Source organism: Arcicella aurantiaca (assembly GCF_003148625.1).
In the GTDB taxonomy this organism is placed as follows: Bacteria; Bacteroidota; Bacteroidia; order Cytophagales; family Spirosomataceae; genus Arcicella; species Arcicella aurantiaca.
In genome coordinates, this window is record NZ_QGGO01000004.1 from 113,967 (window position 1) to 137,168 (window position 23,202).

The 23,202-nt window shown below is 34.7% G+C and carries 19 protein-coding genes; 4 read left to right on the top strand and 15 right to left on the bottom strand.

The window, feature by feature from the left end; translation table 11 throughout:
• Positions 1-9: 9 nt before the first annotated feature.
• The 14 genes from LV89_RS04965 to LV89_RS05025 all read right to left on the bottom strand — a co-directional run bounded on the left by LV89_RS04965 (position 10) and on the right by LV89_RS05025 (position 17,177).
• Entirely contained in the window at positions 10-1,050 is a 1,041-nt protein-coding gene (locus tag LV89_RS04965; protein ID WP_109741769.1) for a hypothetical protein, read from the bottom strand.
• The gene (locus LV89_RS04970; protein ID WP_211321148.1) at positions 1,047-2,699 is read right to left on the bottom strand and encodes an NAD(P)-binding protein; all 1,653 of its coding nucleotides are present in this window, start codon (positions 2,697-2,699) and stop codon (positions 1,047-1,049) included. Before LV89_RS04970 ends, LV89_RS04965 begins: the two co-directional genes overlap by 4 nt.
• Positions 2,696-4,192: a polyamine aminopropyltransferase gene (locus LV89_RS04975; protein WP_109741771.1), complete on the bottom strand. Its 1,497-nt coding sequence runs from the start codon at positions 4,190-4,192 to the stop codon at positions 2,696-2,698. Before LV89_RS04975 ends, LV89_RS04970 begins: the two co-directional genes overlap by 4 nt.
• 2 nt (positions 4,193-4,194) lie before the next feature.
• Positions 4,195-4,413 (bottom strand): DUF350 domain-containing protein, encoded by a 219-nt coding sequence (locus LV89_RS04980; RefSeq protein WP_109741772.1) that lies wholly within the window; start codon positions 4,411-4,413, stop codon positions 4,195-4,197.
• 156 nt (positions 4,414-4,569) lie between these two features.
• Positions 4,570-4,743, bottom strand: coding sequence for a hypothetical protein (locus tag LV89_RS25025; RefSeq protein WP_158279512.1), 174 nt, complete (start codon positions 4,741-4,743; stop codon positions 4,570-4,572).
• Between the two features lie 12 nt (positions 4,744-4,755).
• Positions 4,756-6,111, bottom strand: a complete 1,356-nt coding sequence (locus tag LV89_RS04985; protein ID WP_109741773.1) for a DUF4178 domain-containing protein — start codon at positions 6,109-6,111, stop codon at positions 4,756-4,758.
• Positions 6,080-6,430 (bottom strand): S-adenosylmethionine decarboxylase family protein, encoded by a 351-nt coding sequence (locus LV89_RS04990; RefSeq protein WP_109741774.1) that lies wholly within the window; start codon positions 6,428-6,430, stop codon positions 6,080-6,082. The genes LV89_RS04985 and LV89_RS04990 overlap by 32 nt, the downstream gene beginning before the upstream one ends.
• A gap of 209 nt (positions 6,431-6,639) precedes the next feature.
• Positions 6,640-7,908 (bottom strand): McrC family protein, encoded by a 1,269-nt coding sequence (locus LV89_RS04995; RefSeq protein WP_109741775.1) that lies wholly within the window; start codon positions 7,906-7,908, stop codon positions 6,640-6,642.
• Positions 7,905-8,741, bottom strand: a complete 837-nt coding sequence (locus tag LV89_RS05000; RefSeq protein ID WP_109741776.1) for an McrB family protein — start codon at positions 8,739-8,741, stop codon at positions 7,905-7,907. Before LV89_RS05000 ends, LV89_RS04995 begins: the two co-directional genes overlap by 4 nt.
• A gap of 168 nt (positions 8,742-8,909) precedes the next feature.
• Positions 8,910-9,194 carry a hypothetical protein gene (locus tag LV89_RS05005; RefSeq protein WP_109741777.1) on the bottom strand — a complete coding sequence of 95 codons (285 nt, stop codon included), beginning with the start codon at positions 9,192-9,194 and terminating at the stop codon, positions 8,910-8,912.
• Between the two features lie 16 nt (positions 9,195-9,210).
• Positions 9,211-9,891, bottom strand: a complete 681-nt coding sequence (locus LV89_RS05010) for a M48 family metallopeptidase (RefSeq protein WP_109741778.1) — start codon at positions 9,889-9,891, stop codon at positions 9,211-9,213.
• Positions 9,892-9,894: 3 nt separating this feature from the next.
• Positions 9,895-13,242 carry a type I restriction endonuclease subunit R gene (locus LV89_RS05015; protein WP_109741779.1) on the bottom strand — a complete coding sequence of 1,116 codons (3,348 nt, stop codon included), beginning with the start codon at positions 13,240-13,242 and terminating at the stop codon, positions 9,895-9,897.
• Between the two features lie 91 nt (positions 13,243-13,333).
• Complete coding sequence (locus tag LV89_RS05020) at positions 13,334-14,560, bottom strand: restriction endonuclease subunit S (RefSeq protein WP_109741780.1); 1,227 nt, start codon at positions 14,558-14,560, stop codon at positions 13,334-13,336.
• Positions 14,550-17,177, bottom strand: a complete 2,628-nt coding sequence (locus tag LV89_RS05025; protein WP_109741781.1) for a type I restriction-modification system subunit M — start codon at positions 17,175-17,177, stop codon at positions 14,550-14,552. The genes LV89_RS05020 and LV89_RS05025 overlap by 11 nt, the downstream gene beginning before the upstream one ends.
• A gap of 599 nt (positions 17,178-17,776) precedes the next feature.
• Here LV89_RS05025 and LV89_RS05030 point away from each other — a divergent pair.
• Positions 17,777-18,955 (top strand): P-loop NTPase family protein, encoded by a 1,179-nt coding sequence (locus LV89_RS05030; protein WP_109741782.1) that lies wholly within the window; start codon positions 17,777-17,779, stop codon positions 18,953-18,955.
• Positions 18,956-18,981: 26 nt separating this feature from the next.
• On the opposite strand, the gene LV89_RS05035 is transcribed toward LV89_RS05030, so the two are convergent.
• A complete protein-coding gene (locus LV89_RS05035; protein ID WP_109741783.1) occupies positions 18,982-19,566 on the bottom strand; it encodes a phage integrase SAM-like domain-containing protein in 585 nt (194 codons plus the stop codon).
• Positions 19,567-19,945: 379 nt separating this feature from the next.
• Between LV89_RS05035 and LV89_RS05040 the strand changes: the two genes are divergently transcribed.
• The 3 genes from LV89_RS05040 to LV89_RS25030 all read left to right on the top strand — a co-directional run bounded on the left by LV89_RS05040 (position 19,946) and on the right by LV89_RS25030 (position 22,481).
• Positions 19,946-21,154 carry a site-specific integrase gene (locus tag LV89_RS05040; protein ID WP_109741784.1) on the top strand — a complete coding sequence of 403 codons (1,209 nt, stop codon included), beginning with the start codon at positions 19,946-19,948 and terminating at the stop codon, positions 21,152-21,154.
• Between the two features lie 9 nt (positions 21,155-21,163).
• Positions 21,164-22,246, top strand: coding sequence for a PDDEXK nuclease domain-containing protein (locus tag LV89_RS05045; RefSeq protein ID WP_109741785.1), 1,083 nt, complete (start codon positions 21,164-21,166; stop codon positions 22,244-22,246).
• Positions 22,247-22,325: 79 nt separating this feature from the next.
• Positions 22,326-22,481, top strand: a complete 156-nt coding sequence (locus LV89_RS25030; RefSeq protein WP_158279513.1) for a hypothetical protein — start codon at positions 22,326-22,328, stop codon at positions 22,479-22,481.
• The last annotated feature ends 721 nt before the right edge of the window (positions 22,482-23,202 follow it).

Sequence of the window (23,202 nt, forward strand, 5' to 3'; positions counted from 1 at the left end):
GTTTACCTATCATTCAAAACCTTTCTTCCAAATAAAACCATCTAAAACATAATGAGTTACTTGCGGAAGGGCTAACAAAGGTATTAAGAACGACAAAGACATCGTTGAAAACGTAGTAGGCAAACAATAAGCCCAAGAAAAAAGTGTATCGTAGCTCCGCCATTGGGTTGCGTCCCAAATTGCTTCTTCAAAATAGGCAATTAAAATAATGATAATAATGAAAAAAAATAACCCATTTTTATTGAATACAAGCCTACTAAATCCTTTTACTTGCCCTTTTCGCTTATGAAGGTCAACCCAAATTAAGCACATATACGGTACGCCGTGAGCTACAACATTCAGAATGGTGAAAATTAAATCGTTATTGAAGTAAACGATTCCAAAATACCAAGAAGCCATTGTTCCTGCAATCAGTAAAATGCGAGGGATGTTTACTTGATGATTAAGGATACTATAAGATTCCTTGAATATATAAAGCACGACTAATCCAGCATAAATCCAATTAATAATTGATAAATATTGAGTGTTAGGAAATGAGAGAAAATCTTGTTCAACAAACCAAAGGAACTCTCTTGGTGAATTCAGATGCCAATGAATTATCGGCAAAACAGTCGCTCCATAAATGGTAATTTCATCAAATAAATCTAAATATTTTGACTGACTATGTTGTCGATTGTACAAGCGAACAAAGCCATATTGTTGCCTTATAAAGTGAAATACAGCTAAATACGCTAAAATCCGCCAGAACCATTCACTTCCACCAAGCCAATAAATTGAGACAAAAGCGAAGTAACAAAGTAAGGGAGTGAGCGTATAAAGGATTCTATGTTTTTGAAAGCTTCCAGCATCAAAATAAGTTTTAAAAAGCATACTATGAACATGAGCAACATCTATCAATAATACAAAAACTACCCACGCCCAGAGTGGCGTTGTTTCATGGAAAAAATAAGACTGAGCAAAAACAAAAGCAAGTGCTAATGCCACAAAAGTTGGGGCAATGATGAATAATAAATCAGTCTTTGCGTTTGTAATCCAAGGTTGTTTTGTCATGAAATTGATAAATATGGTAGTAGTTCATCGGCTACTCGATTACCTTGATAAAATGATTCTTCAAAAATAGAAACTCCACTCAAATCGCTGTGAGCAAAGAATATTCGGTTATCAATATTTCTGGAAGCTAATTTTCTGTTTTCAGAAGAAAGAAAGCCAATCATTGGAGCAATCATACCATGTCCCCAAATTTTAAGGTTAATTTCTTCAATTGTTGCTCTTATATTAGGATGAAAACTTTCTAAATCCATTAAAATTTCCTCCGTCCATTCTTCATAAATTTTCTTAATAGCCTCTTTACGTGCTTCTACGGGCGATTTATGTGATAAAGGTAAATAATAAGTGAGTACCCATTTATCCGTTTCCCGACTTACTTCTTGATGCGTGGCACTGATATAACCCAATGAATTGGAATTGTACGCCACATTATCCCAACATAAAAAACCATCTCTTTCAATCGGTACTTGGTTAACGGTGATATTGGCAACCAACCAAGGTGCGTATTGAAATGAATCCGTGGATATTTGAATGGACTCTTTTGGTAAAATTCGCTGATTGACAAATTGTGGCGTAGCCAAAATAATTCGCTGAGCTTTAATTTTCACTGAAACATTTTTATCCCAATCATAAGCGGTAGCTTCTACTCCATCACTATTCCAATTTACTTGCGTTACCAGTGTTTTAGTCTTGATTTTATCTTTGAAATCGGTTGATAAGGCTTTTGCTAAAAAGTTGTTTCCTTCTGCCCAAGTCAATACTGCGTTACTTTCAGCATTGTCAGCATTTCCTCTTCTCGCTGCAAAATAATGAATACCAGCATAAGCAGAAGTATTGGCACTCGTGATGCCATAATCGTCTCTACAACAATAGTTTACGTACCAGAGTAAATATTCAGAGTCAAGATTATGCTGACTCAAAAAGTCAGTCATTGAAATCTTATCTAATTGTTGAAACACTTCATCTTTTGATGCCAACGCCAAAGGAATATCAAAAGCCCAACGTCCATCAGTACCTTTTTCCTGACGATATTTATTCATCAAAGCTAAAAAGCTACTTATCTGTTTTCTATCAATTTCTGAAATACCATAGTTTGGAATTAATCCTTCTTGCCAACGTCCTTTCAAAAAGAGTCGTTCTTGTGGTGATTGACATAGATGATATTCATTATAAATGGGTAAACCTTTTGAATTATAGCCTGTTATGATATTGTGTTCTTCTAAAAATGCCAATAATTCTTGGTCTTCATTATTAGGAATAGGCAAATAGTGAGCTGCCCAAGGGTAAGCAGTTGTTGCATTTTTCCCTGCATCAGCATTTCCGCCAATGTGGTCTTCTAAATCCACTAAAAGAAAGTTTTTGTGACCCGCTTTCTGTAATTTTCGAGCGGCACTTAGTCCAGCAATCCCCGTCCCCACAATCAAAATGGGTACTTCAATGATTTCTTCGCTTTGCTTTTCTTCGGCTTTTTGAGGACTTGATAAATTTCTTAATAAATGTCCTATTTGATGATTAGCTCCCAATATTCGCCCTTTAATGGTGGGTTTTATAGGATTTAAAATTGCTTTTGTTCCCCACGACAATCCAAAGAAAGCTCCTAATCCTGCCAAAGAACGGAGTAAGAATGTTTTACGTGTCAGCTTGTTTTTCATTGCACCTTTCCCCATTCTTCTTCAAAATAATGTACCAAAATCTGGTTATTCAATTTATTTGTTTCTGTTTGAACTGACTGCATATCTTTCGGAAAATAAGCCATTTGTTTGAAAGAATCCTTGTTTAAAAATTTCAAGTCTGGCACATAAGTTTCGGCTACGTGAAATGCCGATTTTGAAGCCAAAACATAGCCCCATTCTCCAAATGAAGGCACATAACAATGATAAGGTTGCGTTAGTAATCCGACTGATTGAAGCGTTTTATTAACACACCAAAACGACTTTGGAGCAACATACGGCGATGTTGATTGTACCACCAAAACGGCTTCGTGACTCATTAGTTTGCAAACTTCACGGTAAAAAGTATTAGTGTATAATTTTCCAACGGAGAAATTAGAAGGGTCGGGAAAGTCAATTACTACAAAATCAAATTGCTCATTGGTATTTCTTGCCCACTGAAAGGCATCAGTATTGATAACTTTTACTTTAGGATTAGTCAAAGAACCTTGATTTAGCGTAGTAAGTAGCGGATTTTTCTTGAATAAATCCGTCATGTAAGTATCCAAATCAACCAGAGTAATGTGTTGAATTTGAGGATATTTCAATAATTCTCGCACCGCTAAACCATCTCCACCACCTAAAATCAACACATTTTTAATAGCTTGTCGGCTTGCCATGCCTGGGTGAACCAATGCCTCATGATAGCGGTATTCATCAGTTGAACTAAACTGCAAATTTCCGTTAAGGAATAGTTTCAATTCTCGTTTATTCCGAGTTAAAATAATACGTTGGTAATGGCTTGATTTCGCAAAAATAATCTTGTCCTGATACGCCATAGATTCTGACCACGACATAATTTTATCGGAAAGTATAAAGCCAATTACTAACAGAACCAACACCGACCAAGCGGATATTTTTAGAGCAATTTTATTCTTTAATTCATCCGAAAATTGATAACAGACAATTAAGGCAACGATGGTATTGAAAACGCCAAAGAAAAACGAGGTACGAATCAACCCCATGTAAGGTACAAAAAGCAAGGGAAAAAGTACGGAAGCCAACAACGCTCCGATGTAGTCGAAGGTGAAAACTTTAGAAACAATTTCTTTAAATTCAAACTTGCTTTTTTCTAATACTCTCATCAATAGGGGTATTTCTAAACCTACCAAAACACCCGTAAGACCGATGAGGAAATAAAGAATGATTCGGAAAGAAGCCACCTTATCGAATACCAAAAACAAAATTGATGAACTTGTTCCGCCTACTAAACCCACTAAGATTTCAATTTTCACGAACCATGCCAATAGTTCTTTCTCAACGAACTTCGAGAAATAAGAACCAACGCCCATGGAAAATAAGTAAACCCCAATAATAGTTGAAAATTGCGTCACGGAGTCACCCAACAAATAACTGGCGAGTGTTCCCGCAATAAGCTCGTAGATAAGTCCACAAGTAGCAATGACAAAAACGGCGAATAATAGAAGTATGGGCATAATTATCCGTGAATAGCCGAGCTAATGATGATAGCAATGGCAATAATAAAAGCGGCAAAAATGATGGCAATAGCTGTATTATTTCTGTCCACCACCTGTTTATAGATATTCTCAGGCGTTATTTTTTCGATAATCACGAAAGAAATCACCAAAATACAAATACCGATAAATGAGAAAAGAATTGAGTCAACAACAGATTTTAGGTGAATGATATTTTCCATGTTTTTGTGGTAAAAGGTTTAGCCGAAAACCATAATATTTCGACTGCTAAGTATTCGTTAAGAATTAGTTTATGTTTAACTATGTTGCAATATGCTGATTAATAGGGAGTTCCAACACTAATGCCCAACAACTAAACTCTACCCCTATTTAAATACTTATTTATGATGAAATCCATTACTTGCACCTTGTGGCGACCATTTTTCAGGATGAGAATCCATGAAATAAAATAAGCCTTGACCATTATATCTACAATACCCATAGTAGAATAACATAAGAGCTACGACACCAATGTAAGTAATTTTTTCGGGTGCTTGCTTATTGATTTTCATATTCAATTTTGATTAAAAAACGCCCAACCAAGAATCTTCTTCAAAAGGAGTATTGTCACTCACTTGCCAACGACGATACTCAAAAGTTTTTTCCTGATAGTAGCTAATGATTGGGTAAATACAGAGTAAAAGCAAAATAATGAAAAGACCACCATAAACCGCCACTCCCCGATGCACCTTCAATGTAAAATTAGACACTAAATTTGGATACGTTGTAGAGGGAGAAATCTCTAAGTGATATAACCCCTCTGGTATTTTTTCAATCATAGAATCGGTTTCTTTACTACCTTCAGTCCAAGACTCACCACCTTCAACACCTGAGTAGAACTCTACTCCCATCGACACATTATATTCGTCACCCGTTTTATCATTCACTAAAACAATATCTGTTTCAAGCCAATTATTATCAACGTTCGCTTCAAGCGTAAATTCTAAATTAGCATTCCCATTTTTTAATTGAAAACTTGGCGAAATATAGACCTTCGAGCTGTCATAACCACTACCCACATTACGCATTTCACTAATTGTTTCGCTGTAAAACTTCTTTTCAAACACCAATTCACTTTTTGAAAAAAACACATGGATAAAGAATAATATTGCCACTGAAACAACGCTAATTTGCATTAATTCAGTAAACCAAACTCTTGGCTTATAAGGCTCTACAACGCCTATACCAAACGAATCTGGTAGGATTATTTTACCTTGCAAAGCCTCATCAAGCTCTTCTGTGGGAAGGTATTCTCCTTTGAACCAATGTTTTTTATCATCATCTTTTTCCGATGTTATTAAAAATGGAGGCAAAATATATTCCTTCACCAAAGTTTTAGATACTTTGAGCAAGTTTATCGGAAACTCTCCATTGGCACTTTCTATACTTGCGTGGTAATCGCTAAACAGACGATAATATTCATGGTCGTAAACGGCTTCGTTATCGTAAGGTTGCTCTTTAATGTGTTTTTTATCAACAATTTCTTCTAAGAAAATCCAATGCCCCTGATATTCAGTCAAGAAACGATAACCTACCTTGGTATTGTACAAGTAATACTCTTGCCATGTATAAGCATTTCCTTCTGCTTTTTTTAGCACTCCAACAACTTCAAAATTAATGCCTTTTAATACTAATTTAGTACCAACAGGAATGGTAGAATTGCCCTTTTGAAACTTATTTTTATGGACTTCATCAACTCGAAATTCACCATCATAGACAATGCTTTTTTGTATCACATGAAGAGTACCACACGATTTACACACCAAGTTTATCGTCTCATGTTTCGTAATGCTGCGTAACGACGAGCAACCACCACATTGATGGTCTTGGTCATAACGATAAAGTTGATTAGCGGTTAATCTCATGAGAAGCAATGACATTGGCGTTGAACAATTCTATGAGTTTAGCGTAAATTCTATGAGCTATTTGATTATTGACTTTCTGGTAGTTAGAAAGAAAAACATCAAAAGTAATACGCCCAAATTCAGGCCATGTATGAATGGAAATATGTGATTCTGTTAGACAAACTACTCCCGTAAAACCACCCGAAGGGAAATTATGATAAACCTCTCCAACCTTTGATAAGCCTTCACTTTCAATTAGTTGGTCAAGCAGTATTTGGCAAGCTTTATAGTTAGACAAAGCTGTGGTTTCTTTACTAAGACAGTCACAAATAAGGTGTAATCCTGGTTGATACATTGGTAGATTTTTTAAACAAAAATAGATAAATTCTAATTGAACGCAAGAGAATTTAGAACAAACGGTTAAATAAGATTATGGTTTGTTATGCAAGCACTTAACCATCATTATATATTTTCACTATCTCATAATTGAAGTCCTCAACAACTTGATTCGTTTCTTATACTATATTATTTCACTGATAGTACTGAATAGTTTTCGTCTTTCCATTAGTTATTACTCTTATCATCCATCCAATTCTTAATATATTTAGCTATCTCTTCTTGCCAAATAGTGATATTATCTCCTACTCCTACGCCAATTACACTACACGACTTTTCAAAAGTTTCTTTATCATTCAAACGAGAAAATACACCTCCAATGCTGTTAAACATATTACTTGGATATACTAAAGCAACTTTCTTTGCTTTGAAATACTCGTGATAAACATACATCTGCCGCAAATCGTCGGGAGAGGGTTTTGTACCTCCGAGATTTTTCCATTTAGTATCCAAGACAACACATTGTTCTGAATCGTAATTAATAACAATATCTGGTCTAATACTTGAATAGTTACCGTTTTGGGGCTTCCAAAAACTCTTAGTTGTTTGGGAAGTTATCGTATTCTCTCTACCAATAACCTTTCTAAGACTTACATAAACAAATCGCTCCCAAAGCACATTCATATCAAACATTAAGGCTAAAACATTATTTTGTCCTTTGCTTATATCTGGGTGGTATTTCAACAATAACAACTTAGCTATTTCAACTGCATTCTGATATTTTTGAGTTTTTCTGTTAAATACAAGCTTGTCAAAGGTTGATTCTGTAACTTTTACGTCTGGCATCTCTGGAAAATTCAATAATAATGAGCCTATTCTACTTTGTAACGATACGTTGGTATTAATCTGTTTAATTAAACAAATCGTTTTGTAAAGTATAAAATGAAGCAAATGGTCAACATCGTAAGTGTTATGGCTCACGTAGAAATTCTCTTTATGCACAAGGTTATGTTGAATGTGCTTCCCAAATTGTAAGCTTCCTTTTAATGCTGTCAGATTACCCTGTTTCTTTCGATATTGTTTTACAAGTCCACTGTGTACTAAAAATTCAACCTCTTTAAGAAACAATTCAAAGTAAAGGTCAAGTATTGTATTTGATTTGATATTCAAGTGGCTATTGCTCGTTGAATGAATATCAAATACACCTATTACCCGTAGCATCCCTATAAGAACATCTCTCCACTTTTGCTCATCCTGCCCTAAATTAGGATTCTTATCAGCTTTGGGCAAGATTTCTATTACTGTTTTCCCTACTTGAATTACACCTACATACTCACAAAACTGAATACCATTATAGCAAAGTCGGAAGTAAGGAACTCCTTTGCCATAATAAAGCTGTAAAGCCTCATACAGCTCTCTTGTTATCCTTTTTTCACCTTTGTCAAACCGAATTGTTTCGTGTTCAAAGACCGTAATATGTTCAGATGCCTTAATCAATTTCTATTCATTAATTGTTTGATTGCTACTTTAAAAGTGTTGTGATTACCACGATGGTCTATAATTTCATATACGTCTCTGGTTTCAATATCGTAGTCGAATTTTGCAAAAATTGTCTCATTCTCTGCTTCCATTAGTTTTACAAAACCTTGCCCTAATATTAAGCCGATTTTACCGTAATCACCAAAGAAATACTCCTGTAATAATGGGATAATATTCCTATAAAAAGCATCAACTACATTATTTAAAGGGCTACCGCCAGACCTATTCATAAAGAAAGAATGCCCTATTAAATGGTCTTTATCCAATAGTTTTTCAATGCGACTGTTAATAGTTTTGAGTAACTCATTGGCAGATACCCCTGGAATAACTTCGTAATTCAATTCATTTAAGTCATAATTAGGAGTCATTTCTTGAAAACTAAATCGTCTTCGTAAAGCTGTGTCTAATGCCTCAACACTTCGGTCGGCAGTATTCATTGTACCAACGATAAATAGATTCTTGGGTACTGAAAATGTTTTTTTAGAATATGGTAAAGTAACAGTTAATGGCATTCCATCTTCAGCATCAATCCTTTTGTCTTCTTCCAAAAGCGTAATCAATTCACCAAATATCTGAGATACGTTACCTCTATTTATTTCATCAATAATCAAGACATAGTTATCGGGGATAGACTTTTGGCTTTTCTGGAAAAACTCTTTCTTTACTTGTTCCTTATACATTCCATAGATACTTTGTTGAGAAAACTTCTTCTCATATACCATTTCTACGGGAATATTTAAGTTTGTTGCAAGCCATTTTACAGGTCTAAAATGATCGGAATTATCTACCATTTGGCGGACTCTTTTAAGGTTACACTTCTCCGAAGTGGGTACGAGAATTTTCACTATATTCTACAAAGGTTGAACCTCTCCGAGGTATAAATCGACACAATTTCGGAGAAATTCAACCTTTGTAGCACAAGAATAGCCTCGAATTACGGGCTTCGGAGAAGCCTAACCTTAATTCCGCCAAATAGTAGATAATTCCGAATAATAAAGATACTCGGGAGGACTTTGGTACATTTTTTCATAAATCAAGCAGGCAGTATCAAACAATTCTTGATGTGTCATAAAAAAAGGAATTCCACCGTTATTTGATGACTGCTTAATACCCCTAAACTTATTCTCACAACTAAAAATGTGATATTCTTTTGATTTAATGACATACTTATCTGTCATGCAGTTTAAAGTAGATAACTCAATTTTTTCAAAAAAATCAATAGGTAAATTTTGTATTTTTTCCATTTAGTTAAATATTTATTTATAAGTCCATACCTGCACCATTCATCCTTAGCCACTTTATTTGACTATCATAATTTGCCATAACTTTATCGACTGTATTCCAAAATTCAGACGAATGATTAGGATGAATAATATGGGCTAACTCGTGTACCACAATGTAATTCAAAACGTCTATTGGAGCCATTGCACATTTCCAGTGAAAATTCACGTTACCCTTCAAGGTACAGGATGCCCACCTATTTTGGAGTTCCATGATTTTCAACTCTTGCGGTTTCACACCCAATTGTCCTTTGTACCGCTCTATAATTGGCCAAATTTTTTCTTTCAATTTCGATTTATAAAATTCAACAAATAACTCTTTAGCTTTCAGTTTTTCTTGCCTACTCAATAGAAAGTACCCATTTTTCAACTTTACTTCGCCAAGTTTCTCATCCACCAAGCGTAAACGATAATTACGTCCCAAATACATAAAGGATTGGCCACTCACGTATTCTCGTTCTACTTTTGCTTCGTTCAGTTGAGTCCACTGAGCAAGATTTTTGTGTATTTGATACTCTTTGGTTTTGATGACTTCAATGACTTCTTCATCGGTCAAATACTCTGGTACAAGAGCCGCCACAGTGCCATCCCTTTCCACATAGATACTCACTGTTTTTCTATTGCTTTTTGTGATTTGTATATCAATACCCCAAATAACCATTTTCTATTTGCTTAATAATTCTTGATGACGTTTACTTGCTAAACTTAATACTTCTGTACTTAACTTTTCGTGGTTCTCTGAAAGTGCATCCACTTCTGAAAAGTCAAACATATCATCTATTTCTCCTCTTAGTTTTCTAATCTCGGATTCTCTTCCTTTCCAAAAATCAGGTTTATTGATTGCTTCTTGCAAGATTTCAACCAATTGTGACACTAACTTTTTTATTAATTCTTTATCTTCTTCTGGTACAGTTGTTCCTTCTTCATAAGCACGCATGATTATCAAATCATAAAAAGGTAGTTCCTGTTCGTTAAGTCCTTCTTCTTTATCTTCTTTTCGTCCTTTGGCTATATCGTTATGCAAAGCGGTAAATTCATCTACTTGGTTCGCCCAATTACCTTTATAGCGTTCTATTATTTGCTGTAATCTCTCTAAGAAACGTTGATAAAGCCCTGGGTCTTTTTCCATATTTACCTTAATATGCCTTCTGATAGCGTGTTCCATTTCTGAAGCTTTCGACTGCGTGTGTCCGCCAAGCTTATTAAGTTCTGAAAAGAAATCATCAGATAGTAAACTCACTGGTGGTATTTTACTATCAATTCCCAAAGTTTCGAGATACTGGTCAATCAACTTTCTTACTTTGGGCTTTGCCCATTTTAAGTCTAAACTCTCATCTTTATAACGGTTCTTAATTCTAACTAATAAGTACCCAAAACGCTTTGTTTGTACATAGTAATCTTTAGCTATTCGGGTATTAAAGAGTAAATCAACACTATCAAAATAGGCTTTTAGATAAGTATCAAATTGAGCCCGAAATGAAACGGATTCGGCTAAAGTGATACAGCGTTCTGCTAAATCAAACTCTGCTTTTTTATCACTCATCGTTTGCTCAACAAATGCTCTAAATTCTTTAATGCCTTTATCTTCAAAGAGTTGAATCATTCGATTGTAACGAGCTTCTAATACGGGAATTTCTTTATTGATGTCCCTGAAATACTCCAAAAGCTCTTTAATATCTTTCTCATCTTCTGCTCCCCAAATATTTAAGGCTTCTTTTAAATGGTTTGATACGCCATAATAATCCACCAAAATACCGTGCGACTTTGTTCCTTTGGTTCGGTTTACTCGGGCAATTGCCTGTAATAGGTCGTGTTCTCGGATATTTCTATCTAAGTACATCACTTGAGCAATAGGTGCATCAAAACCTGTTAATAAACGGTCGCAGACACACAAAAACGCTACGCCTGTTTCTGGTTTCAGATAATTACCCGTCTCATCCGTTTTGTAGTTAAAGTCCTTTTTGAAGTTTTCAACGGCATTCATCTCTTTTGCTTTCTTTCTGGCGGCACTAATGAAGGCTTCTTCGTTGTTGTCTTGCATGGTTACTACGGTACAAGCTTCAATAAAAGCAATTTGCTTTATGAGTTGCTCATCCCGTACTTCTTTGCTTTCTTCCAATTTCAACCGTTCTTTTACTGCTTCCAAAATCAAATATTGATAACGTGCGGCTGCCAATATTGAACTGGCTACTACCATCGCTTTGTAGCCATTTGGTAAAATCTCATCAATGTAATGATTTACTAAGTCTTTTGAGATTTTACGCAATCTATCCATGTTTTCAAGATAGGCTTGCATAGTACCATAGCGTTTTTGGATTTCCTCTTTTTCTTCTTTTGTTCGTTTGCTAAATACGTCTTCAAAATCTCTGTCAAAAGCTTCTTTGTTTTTAATTTGGTCGGTGGTGGTTTTGCCGATGTATACAATATCTAAGGTGGCTCGGTCATCTACCGCTTGGCGTATCTTATAAGTATCAATGAAGTCTTTTGACCCTCCGAAACGCTCGTGGGTCTTTTGCTTGTGGCGGTCTGTTAGTAAAGGTGTACCCGTAAAGGCAATTTTGGCAGCATTCGGGAAGGCCGCAAATAAATTATCTCCCATGTCGCCTCCTTGGGTTCGGTGGGCTTCATCAATTAACAATACTATTCGGTCTGATTTATTAACAACTTCAAAGGGCTTAAATTCAGGCACTTCACCTTCTTCTACGTAGGCTTTCATTAAACTTGCCGAGTGCTTGAGTTCGTCTTCTACAAATTTGTGAATCATCACCATATTCAGGTCTGAGCTGTCACCACTTAGCTTTTGTTTCAGTTCCTTACGGGAGTTCACAATGTTTTTGTCCTTAAACTCTTCGGTAAGTCTGGCATCTTTTGATAGTTGCTTTTCTAAATCAGCTCGGTCAACGGTTAGAATGGCTTTAAAGTCTTTGAGGTCTGCTTGTGAGCGAAGTTTACGCACTAAAAACACCATGGTTAAGGATTTACCAGACCCTTGAGTATGCCAAACTACGCCCGACCGCTCGTTTCCTGTGTGTCCGCTACGAAGCTTATTTAATATTTTACCTACGGCTCTAAACTGCTGATAACGGCATACTACTTTTACGACAACCCCTTCTTTTACCTCCATAAAAAGCGTAAAATGGCGTAGCACATCCAAGAGTATTTCTTTGTTGAGCATTCCGTGAATCATCACTTCTTGCCTAACTTTCGGGTCTTTCAATAAACCGTTTTCCCGATAACGCAAGGTTTCTTCTTCTGTGTAGGTACTGATGTCGATAGACTTATACACTTCTGGAAAAATATCTTTCCAGTTTAGGTAATACTCTGCATCACCCGTAATGGTGCCTACACGGGCTTCTTCTCCATGAGTGGCTATCGTGAAGAGGTTATAATGAAAGAGTTTCTCTTCCCCTTCTACAATGCCAAAATCACTGTCTCGGGTATTGGAATAACGCCTTAATTGATTAACACTTTCAGAGATTGGGTCGGCTACATCTACATCTTTACATTCAATCACGACAAATGGCAAACCATTCACAAACAAAACAATATCGGGAATGATGCCTTCTCGAGGACCGCCTGTGGTGACAATTCTAAACTGATTGATGGCAATGAAGGTATTATTATCCCAATGCTCAAAATCTATTAGTTTTACGATTGGATTCTTCTCGCCTGTGTATTCGTTTTCGGCAACGGTAATTTTGGTTTTGCCCGTTAGCATTTCAAAAACAGCTCGGTTGGCTTCTAACAGAGAGGTATGTTTACGTTCGTGGGCAGTTATTTCCTGATAAATATCTTCGAGTTGCTTATCAGTTAGCCATGCTTCGCCCTGATGTTTGTTGATTTCTTTGATACTTGCTTTGAAGATTTCTTTCAAGGTAACTTCCTTAAAATTAGCACGTAAACTTTTAGTGGGGTCTTTAGGTATGCCACCAAATCCTTGGTCTATTACTTGCCAACCTAAAGCGGTTAATTTAGTTAAAAAAGGTTTTTCGACGTTTTTATATTCTGCCATGAGGTAGTAAACTTTTTGAATATGATAGGATGTGTTCTTAAAATCAAATAGATAGGGCAATTCTGCCTCCGTAAAACGTAAATACAAAAAACTACTCTGATACCTCAACCTTCCCCGTTAATAAATCCTGCATTAAACCCTCTTTTAGCTTCTTGTATTTGGATAAAGAAGATTCTTCCGCTTGAAGTTTTTGAAATAAAGATTTGAATCTTTCGACTATTTCAATTTGTTCATCTAATTCTGGTTTACAAAATAAAAATTTTAGAACATCAGAACCTGGCAAATTTCCTAAAGTACCTTGACGAATACATTTATTAACTTGTTTAAGTAAGGATTCAGTTTGCATCAAATATTTAATAAAGTAGGGGTTTATATGTTCGTTGAATCTGTATTTTACAGCATAAGCACTTGAAATAAAATCAATGTCCTGTTCTTCAAATACAGCAGTTAAACCACAATCAGCAGTTGTTATCATAACAATGTCTCCACTTTTTAGAATATGAGGTAATATTTTACTTTTGTCTAACATAGCGACTGGTGCTTGGTCATATAAAATATTACCATCTTTTGTAAAATCTGTACCTCTTATTGTCTTTACATTCCCGTCAATATGATAATCATTCGCACTGAACCGAGGACCGTACAAATTATGGGTTGTATATCTGCCAAATGTCGAAACTTCCCACTCTTTCGGAATCATTCCCAATTCAGATTCTTTATACAGCTCTTGGGCTTCTTGGTAGCTTGGGCGGAGTTTACCCGTTGAAACATCTATGCCACGAGTAAACAAATCGTGCATCATACCTTGCTTGATGGCTTTGTATTTGGCAATTGCCGCTTCTGTCTTTTCTATTACTTCATCACAGGTACTTAATATCTTGGCTATTTTTTGCTGTTTTTGTAAAGATTCTGGAACGTTAAAAACCAATTTCATTAAATTATTTTGATTGATTTTAGGTTGAGCAGAGCCAGATACAATATCTGTATAATCCCTATTTTCAAGTAAATACACTAAAAAATCAGTATCATAACCATGTTTGGCTCTAAGAACATGAGCATGATTATTAACCCAATTTTTCCCTGATATTTTAAAAGCAAGTGGAAGATTTCGAGAAATAACATTTTCGCCATCTTCTCCAAGCAAAATTAATTCTTCATCGAAGATATAATCATTAACAAAATCAATAATTCCAGAAGCTCCGTAGTATGGAATACTACCTTTTATTAATTCTCTAATTTCTTTTTTTATAGGTATTCTTTGTCCATCCAGACACTCGACCAAATTACTCAGTTGAACCTTCACCCAATTATCCTTCATATCCCAATTCAATTAAATAGTTGTCCAATTTATTTGTAGCGGTATTGCGGTCTTGTAAAATACCTTTAAGGGTTTCGCAATATTTGGTATAGCGTTTTTCAATTTCTTGTACCAAAGCCCGTTCAAAACGGCTTACGTAGTCCATTACGGTATATTGTAGGGTCAGTTTCCAACGAGCCATAATTAAGGCTTTGGCTTCGTCGGGCATAATTTTTTCCCGTGCTTTTTCTACCAATTCCTCTTTACGGTCTTTAATCTCCTTAATGGTGGCTTTGCAGTCTTTCAGTTCTTTCTCCAAAGCAGTGTGGCGGGCTAATTTGCTTTCATTTGCCTTTATTTCAAGTTCAATACTGGTTTGTTGCTGTTGTTTTTCCTCCAATTCGTTTTTCAAATCATCCACAATCAAATTGGTTTTAATACGGATATTGAGGGCTTTTATCTCTTTGGTAAGGGTTTTCAAAGAGCCATTCAATGTTTTTAATTGGTCTTTAAACGCTGTCAATATCTCTTTGGGGTACACCTCAAAATCCTCTTCGTTGTAAGCATCCTCTTCCAAGTCGTTCACTTCCTTAAATAAAGCTTCCAACTCATCTCGACGAGCTTCATTTTGAGCCAATTCAGCCAATACCTCAGGAAATTGAGATTGTAAAATTTCTTCATCAGGAATCAGTTCGGCATTCCAACCACTTGCCGCCACTGATTTCAAATCGGTTTCGAGCGTATTCCAATACGTCGCAAAAGCTCCACGGCTTTTGTAAATATCCAAAATACCCAAAGCACTAAAATCGTGAGCAATACTTCTGGAGAACTCACGGTGCAACTCAAACACGTTTTTGTTGACAGGCAAGGCTTCAAAACGAGCCAAGTTTGTTTGCCACCATTGCTCCAAACATTGTTCATAAGCCAACCGCTTGTCTTTGATAGCCTGATGATTTTGCACAACTTGTTTGAGTTCGTCCTTAGAGCTAATAGCCTCCGTAAACTGAGCGAAACCCTTATGAGCATCCGTAAAAAGGTCTTGACGCAAAGCAGGATAATTTTGCCAAAAAGCCTGTAAATCGTCCACCTCAGCCAAAGGAATTCCTCCATGTAAGTGAGCCTTTACGTTTTGAGGTTCGGCAGGCGGGCTATTGTCCACATAACGACGGATGTTAAAGTTAAAATCTTCACGGAGCAAATCCTCCTTCGTAACCAGTTCAGCATAGCCTTCCAAATTTTCACGTTTGCGATAAACATAGCTAATTTTGGTAATATCCTCAGGGCGAAGTTTATTTTGATTTTTACCCTCCTTAAACTCACGGTCAGCATTGATAAAAAGCACGTCCTTACGGTCAGCAGCACCTTTTTTGTTGATAACCAACACTGAAGCAGGAATACCCGTACCATAAAACAAGCCCTGTGGCAAACCCACCACGGCTTCGAGCAAACCACGAGATACCAACCACTTACGCAAACTTTTCTCTTCGCTACCCCTAAACAGCACCCCGTGAGGCATCACCACGGCCATACGTCCATTGTCTTTCAAGACTGAAATCATGTGTTGCACAAACATAAAATCAGCTTTACTTTTCTTAGGCATCCAATGAAAGAAACGGTCACGGAAATATTTAATATCGGAATAATCTTGAGAGAATGGCGGATTAGCCAGTACAATATCAAAATGTTGCAGTTCTCCGTCCTCAATGTGTTGTGGGTCAGCAAGGGTATCACCTTGTAAGATTTTAGCGTCAAAAATATCATGAAACAACATATTCATCTTACACAAAGACCACGTTGTACCATTTAATTCTTGCCCATAAAAGCTCAAACGAGAAGTATCTCCATAACGAGCTTCCACATAATTTTTAGCTTCGATAAGCATACCCCCCGAGCCACACGTAGGGTCATAAACAGAAGAATCGGCTTCGGGTTCGAGCATCGTAACCAAGAGTTTTACCACTTCGGCAGGAGTGTAGAATTCTCCCCCTTTTTTACCAGCACTATCGGCAAAATATTTGATAAGATATTCGTAAGCAGCTCCCAAAATATCAGGAAACTCAAAGTTGTCGTCAGTAAGTCTAACTTTGTTAAAATGGTCAATAAACTCTTTTAGTTTTTCATCGGTAAGCGTACTTTTATTTTTACCGATGGTACGGTTAAAATTTACGTTTGTGAGTACACCACTTAGTTTGTCAGGGTTTTCTTCCTCCAACGCCGCCAGAGCTTTGTTAAGACTATCCCCAACGTTTTCTTTTAAGTGTAAAATTCCTTTATTGACATTCCTAAATTCCCTTTTTTGACTTTTTTCAAAATCTTTCGTTTCTGCAAAGATTTCTAAATCTATCTCTGTAACCTCTTCATTAACAACGTAATTCCATCGTGCAATTGGTGGCACATAATACTGATACGCATCATGTTTATCAAGAGCCTTTTCAAGTTTTGATTCAACAATACCATTAGCTTCCAAATCCTTCAACCGTTTTGCACGGTCAAATTCAAATTTATCGCTTAAACGTTTTAGGAAAAGCATTCCTAAGATATACTCTTTAAATTCTGAGGCATCCATATTTCCTCTTAGAATATCGCAGGCATCAAACAAAAATCCTTCGAGATACGAGAGGGTAATTTTTTTAGACATAATTATATAATAGTGATACTAATTTTTATCGTGTGACAGTATTGACAAAGATATTAATAAAAGGACGTGAGACAAGGCATCGTAAAACAAAAAGCCAAGCCTGTTATACAGCTTTGGCTTACTATTTCACCAATAATTCAACGTTAAACCCTACTAATCAAGATTATAGTCACTTTACAATTGTAAACAATCTTTGAGTAACTTTTACAGGTTTGTCAATTTCTTTAACTACGAAAATATAATCATTTGATTATCAACTACTTAAATCATTTTCTTCGTTGTAATTTCGTTGTAAACCGTTACAACGGCTACAACGAAAAAAATAACGCTACAACGAAATACAACGACTTTACAAGGAAATTTTCAATAAAAAAAACAATAACTGCTTAATAATCAAACTATTAATCATTTCGTTGTAGCGTTGTAGAAAAAATGACTTCAAAAAAAAATATTTGAGAATTAAATTTTCTGTAATCAAGAATTAGAAGTAAAAATAAATCAATTTAAAACAAGTGATGCAGGAGAATTATTAAAAAAAATACAAAATTTTGAAGAGGAAAATAGGCTTATTAATTCCTATAAAAGCCAAATAGAAACTATTGATTGATGTATTAAATGATATTGAAGATTTTGACATCAACCATTTAAGGGATGAATATCAAATTGAATTGAGTGCCATTTTCTCAGATAATTTAGCCAAAATAAGAAAGATAAAGTTCGAAATAGAAGAATTAAAAGATAAATACGATAGCTATTCAAGTGATTTAAATACAAAAATTTACGTAAGTAATTGGAAACAAACATTTAACAAAATACAGGAATCCTTAAATAAAACAAGAACGGAATTACTTGAACAAGGAGTAGATTTAGCAAGTATTCAAAATGATATTACATTACTAAGTAACAAAAAGCAAGAGCTTGATACAATCACTAAAAAAGAAGAGGTTTTGTTGATAACTATTGCCAAAAAGGAAGAAATAAAGAAAGAATATTTTGAATTAAGACAACAACTTCAAAGACAACGTCAAAGTTTCTTAGATTCCATATTGAAAGATAGAAATGTCAGAGCTAAGGTTAAATTTTGTAGAGCTTTAGATGATTATGAAGAATCCCTCAGAAAAATATTTAGTTTGGATGAAACAAATTATTCTAACGATTTGAAAATAATAACGGAGAAATGGTCTAAATCAGGAAACGAAAAGTTTTTAGAACAAAATCAAGAAATCTTCAATCTTCTATTTGAACACAATCAAAATAAAACTATTGATAGTCAATTTGGTAAACTCTTTTTTACCAATAAGGTACATATTTTGAATGATGAAAGTCTAATTGACTTAGACTTACTCTTCCCAGAAGATGAGATTCAAATTGAATACAAGGTTGGGAATACATATAAATCTATTTCAAATGCTTCGGCTGGACAAAAAACGGCAGCCATCTTAACGCTTCTATTATCTCATGGAACAAAACCATTAATTTTAGACCAACCCGAAGATGATTTAGATAATCGACTTATTTATGATTTAGTTGTTGATCAGATGAAAAACTCAAAAGAAATACGCCAAATTATTGTCGTAACTCATAATGCAAATATTCCTGTAAATGGAGATAGTGAGCATATTATCGTTATGGATTCAGAAACAAAACATATTCAGGTGAAATTGACAGGTAGCGTTGAAACAAAGGAAATAAAGCAAGAAATTTGCAATATAATGGAAGGAGGAATAGATGCTTTTGATATGAGGTCTAAACGATATGGAGAATTATTAAATTTCTAATTTTTATTATAGGAATTGAGGGCAAATTAAACATTTGAAATGCCCTCTATTTCTATAAGTTGCTTGAGTATAAATAATACATAATACTTCTCAATAGTATTGACTTTAAGATTCTTTACATTTTTCAAGAATATTTCAAAATCTTGAAGAAGGGTATATTTCAAGTCTTCAAATTCAATGACTTCTTTAAACTCAATTAGCTTTCTCAGACAATTTGCCTGATTCGTTAGAGTTACTTGCTTTAACTGCGTTTCTTTGGAGAGTTGATTTCTAAAAAATTCGGTGAAGGATATTTTGATAGGCTCAGGAGCTATCTCAACTTTGGGAGGGTTAAGAAATAAATCAAAATCAGATAGCTTAAATTTTAAGTGTAAAGCTCTATACTCTACCTCAAATTTTTCAAACTCTGCAATTCGTTCTCTTAGTAATTTGGCAGTATAAGGTTCTTTAACGGAATTAGCTTTTTTATCCCACTCCTTGGGAGTTACATACAATTTGGTAGAAAAATATCTTCGACCACCATCTAAATATGCTTGAATCTGAACTAAACCTTTGCCTTTGGCAGCAACTTCTTTTTTTCGGTCAAAGACCAATGTGTATCTTACTTTCATTTTGAAAATTGGTTATTGTTTGAGCAACAAACCTAATCCCAAAAATCTATATAAAAGCTGGTATCAAACGGGTAGCAAAAAATCTGTTATTATATGATAAAACATACTAAATGTCCCCCTCTCAAAATGCTTTAAACCGCCTTTAAACGAAAATAGCACTCAAACTGAGTGCTATTTGCGGTCTGGACGGGACTCGAACCCGCGACCCCATGCGTGACAGGCATGATAATCCAACTTTTAGATACTTCTCAATATTTATTACTATATTGATTTTCAGCAAGTTAAAGACCTTTTACTTTTTGTTATTTTTATTTATTTGTTAATTTTTAGTACATTTGTTTAAACTATGTTTAAACCAGAAACAAAACAAATATAATAAATGGCTACAATTGATGTTGTTCTTTTCACTTCAAAGGTATTAAAAAATGGCGAAAGTCCAATTATGGTTCGCTTGATTAAAGACCGTAAATCAAAATATATTTCAGTTGGAGAAAGTTGTTCTAAAGCCCTTTGGGACGATAAGAAAAACCTTCCTTCTAAGAAGCATCCTTTGGCAAAAGAAATGGTTATTAAAATTGAGAAAACCAAAATGGAAGCCAAACGCCTTCTAATGAAATTGGAGGATGAACAAACGGATTTTTCAGCAGAAGAATTTACCAAGAAATTAAAGAATCAAAGTAGAAAAACTACGGTGATTCAATTTCTTGATGAAGTGATTGCGGACTTACTCAAAGTTGATAAAGTTGGCAATGCAAATATTCATAAAAATCTACGTAACGTTATTCTACGTTTCCGAAATCAAAAAGACTTTACTTTTTCAGAATTAGATGGAGCTTTCCTCAGAAAGTTTGAACAAGATTTTCGGGAACGTGGTGTCACTGAGGTTTCTATGAGTGTGTATTTTAGAACTTTACGGGCGTTGTATAATCGTGCGATAGTTGAAGATTTTGCAAAGAAAGAATCAGACCCTTTTATAGATTTCAAGGTTTCCAAGTTTAATACTAAAACTAAAAAGCGAGCAATCACAAAAGAGGATATTTTAAAAATTGCATCACTACAAATTGAAAAGGATACACAACTCTATCATTCCCAAAATGTATTTTTATATAGTTACTATTGTTCTGGGATGAATATCAGCGATATATTGGAATTGCAATGGAAAGATATTTCTCCTGACAATTTAATGGACTATGAGCGTAACAAAACTCATCAACAAATTAAAGTACAGTTACTACCTCCTGCTAAGAAGATTTTAGCCTATTATAGAAAATATAGTGTAGGCGATTATGTTTTTCCTTACTTGGATAAAGCTAAACATAAAACGGAAGTACAAATCAATAACCGAATTAAAAAGGTTACTAAACAGATTAACAAGGATTTAAAAACGTTGGCTCAAATGGCAGGAATTGACGTTGTACTAACGACATACGTTGCACGGCACACATTTGCGACTGTATTAAAACGTAGCGGTGTTGAAATTTCTAAAATCAGTGAATTATTAGGGCATGATTCTGAGAAAACTACGAAAATTTATTTGGGTGATTTTGAGAATGAAGAATTGTATGAGGCTACTTTGAATTTACTTTAAAATAAGAATATGAATTTTGACCAACTTATTGAGAATATTGAATTAACGCACAATTTCTTCCAAGCTCGTGCGAGTAAACAAGTAGATGAAAATTTTACGCTAAGAAACTGGCTTATAGGCTATTACATTATTGAGTTTGAATTGAATGGACAAGACAGAGCCGTTTATGGGGCAAAAATAATTCTATCTATTGCCAAGCGAGTAAAACACATCAAAGGGTTGTCAAATAGCAATCTTTATACTTTTAAAGCATTCTATCAAGTCTATCCTCAGATTTCGCAAACACTGTCTGCGAAATTGAAAGGCTCTGATTTACAATTATCGCCTTCAATTTTCCAGACACTGTCTGGAAAATTGGAAACTATTGAATCCTACCCACCTGAAATCCTACTTTCACGGCTCAGTTTCTCTCATTTTGTAGAGTTAATTCAGTTAGATTCTGAGATTAAAAGACGGTTTTATGAAGTGCAAATCATTCAAAGTTCTTGGTCAGTGCGAGCATTAGAAAGAGCAATAAATACACTCCTTTTTGAAAGAACTGGACTTTCAACAGATAAAAAAGGAGTTATTAAAAGCCATAAAGATAAAACACCAGAAACAGCAAAGGATTTACTTAGAAGCCCTGTGCTATTGGAGTTTTTAGGATTACAAGAAAGAAAAAAGATTTCTGAAAATCAGTTAGAAACTGCAATCATTGACCATTTACAAGACTTTTTGATTGAAATGGGCAGAGGTTTTTGTTTTGAGGCACGCCAAAGAAGAATAACTTTTGATAACGAACATTACTATATTGATTTGGTATTTTACCATAGAATTCTGCGGTGTAATATTTTGATTGACCTCAAAGTTGGAAAGTTTAGTCACGCTGACGCTGGGCAAATGAATTTCTATCTGAATTACTACAAGGATAATGAAATGACAGAACACGATAATCCACCTATCGGATTAATCTTGTGTGCTAATAAAAACGATACTTTTGTGGAATACACATTGGGAGGAATAGATAACGATATTTTTGTTTCAAAATACCTCATTGAATTACCAAAAATTGAGGACTTGAAACGGTTAATTGAGACGGATATGAAGAAATGATTGTATCATAAAACACCAAAATACTCAAAATTAACTTTAAATTTGAAAACTGAAACTAAGGGAAAAAATATAAAAAATCATGGGATTAGTAGAAGAACCTTTAAATATTGACTTGGTGGTTAATAGCAACGCCAATGCTCAGGAATTAGAAAAAATTGATTTAATGATTCAACAAATAAAGATGAAAAATAAACCTTTGGCTCATAGAGTTAAAGCTAAAAAGATATTAGCTTAGTTTGTATTTGCCAATGTATGAATTGTTGTGAAGCCACTTTCGAGTGGCTTTTCTGATTTAGTGCAATTTCCGAAAACTATTTTCGGAAATTATAAAGTGTATTATTGTCTATTCAAAGAAACTTGCAAGTTGTATTCCGTTTTGGCATGATAAATCTTATGTAACTGAAAGTCTTTTTTAAAAGAAATTGACGAATATGCACACCACCAATATGATTTATAAATAATTAAGCATTTAGCCTTGTCGTTTTTATGTACCATTTATGTGGTAAAAAATAAACCTCTGGCTAATTGACATGGTACGTATTTACCATATATGAATTATAAAACTACTCGAAAGTGGCTTTTACTCTAATAAATCTGTTGAAATAATTGGCGAAATAGGAAGACTTCTTTTATAAAAATTATCAAATAAAAATATTTACAGTCCTTAAAAAATTAACACTCCACAAACTGCAACGTTTACTAAAAACTATAATGAGACAAATTATACAAAGTACATCGCAATCAAGTTAAATCATCCGCATTGACAATTACATTATAGAAAAAATTAGTATAAAACCCTCAGATGAAGACAGATAACTTCAATAAAATTACTGTTATAGACTCCGAATAATAAAAATCAAAAAAATAGCATCACATTCTGTATTATATTCAATAATTATTTACTAAAATTGTAGATAATCAAAATCCTTCGATTGTCGTTCTATTTTCTTATTTCA

Bases quoted from the DNA above. Each gene is read 5' to 3' on its own strand.
- LV89_RS04965 (WP_109741769.1), bottom strand. From the start codon at position 1,050: ATGACAAAACAACCTTGGATTACAAACGCAAAGACTGATTTATTATTC.
- LV89_RS04970 (WP_211321148.1), bottom strand. From the start codon at position 2,699: ATGAAAAACAAGCTGACACGTAAAACATTCTTACTCCGTTCTTTGGCA.
- LV89_RS04975 (WP_109741771.1), bottom strand. From the start codon at position 4,192: ATGCCCATACTTCTATTATTCGCCGTTTTTGTCATTGCTACTTGTGGA.
- LV89_RS04980 (WP_109741772.1), bottom strand. From the start codon at position 4,413: ATGGAAAATATCATTCACCTAAAATCTGTTGTTGACTCAATTCTTTTC.
- LV89_RS25025 (WP_158279512.1), bottom strand. From the start codon at position 4,743: ATGAAAATCAATAAGCAAGCACCCGAAAAAATTACTTACATTGGTGTC.
- LV89_RS04985 (WP_109741773.1), bottom strand. From the start codon at position 6,111: ATGTCATTGCTTCTCATGAGATTAACCGCTAATCAACTTTATCGTTAT.
- LV89_RS04990 (WP_109741774.1), bottom strand. From the start codon at position 6,430: ATGTATCAACCAGGATTACACCTTATTTGTGACTGTCTTAGTAAAGAA.
- LV89_RS05000 (WP_109741776.1), bottom strand. From the start codon at position 8,741: ATGGTAGATAATTCCGATCATTTTAGACCTGTAAAATGGCTTGCAACA.
- LV89_RS05005 (WP_109741777.1), bottom strand. From the start codon at position 9,194: ATGGAAAAAATACAAAATTTACCTATTGATTTTTTTGAAAAAATTGAG.
- LV89_RS05010 (WP_109741778.1), bottom strand. From the start codon at position 9,891: ATGGTTATTTGGGGTATTGATATACAAATCACAAAAAGCAATAGAAAA.
- LV89_RS05015 (WP_109741779.1), bottom strand. From the start codon at position 13,242: ATGGCAGAATATAAAAACGTCGAAAAACCTTTTTTAACTAAATTAACC.
- LV89_RS05020 (WP_109741780.1), bottom strand. From the start codon at position 14,560: ATGAAGGATAATTGGGTGAAGGTTCAACTGAGTAATTTGGTCGAGTGT.
- LV89_RS05025 (WP_109741781.1), bottom strand. From the start codon at position 17,177: ATGTCTAAAAAAATTACCCTCTCGTATCTCGAAGGATTTTTGTTTGAT.
- LV89_RS05035 (WP_109741783.1), bottom strand. From the start codon at position 19,566: ATGAAAGTAAGATACACATTGGTCTTTGACCGAAAAAAAGAAGTTGCT.
- LV89_RS05040 (WP_109741784.1), top strand. From the start codon at position 19,946: ATGGCTACAATTGATGTTGTTCTTTTCACTTCAAAGGTATTAAAAAAT.
- LV89_RS05045 (WP_109741785.1), top strand. From the start codon at position 21,164: ATGAATTTTGACCAACTTATTGAGAATATTGAATTAACGCACAATTTC.
- LV89_RS25030 (WP_158279513.1), top strand. From the start codon at position 22,326: ATGGGATTAGTAGAAGAACCTTTAAATATTGACTTGGTGGTTAATAGC.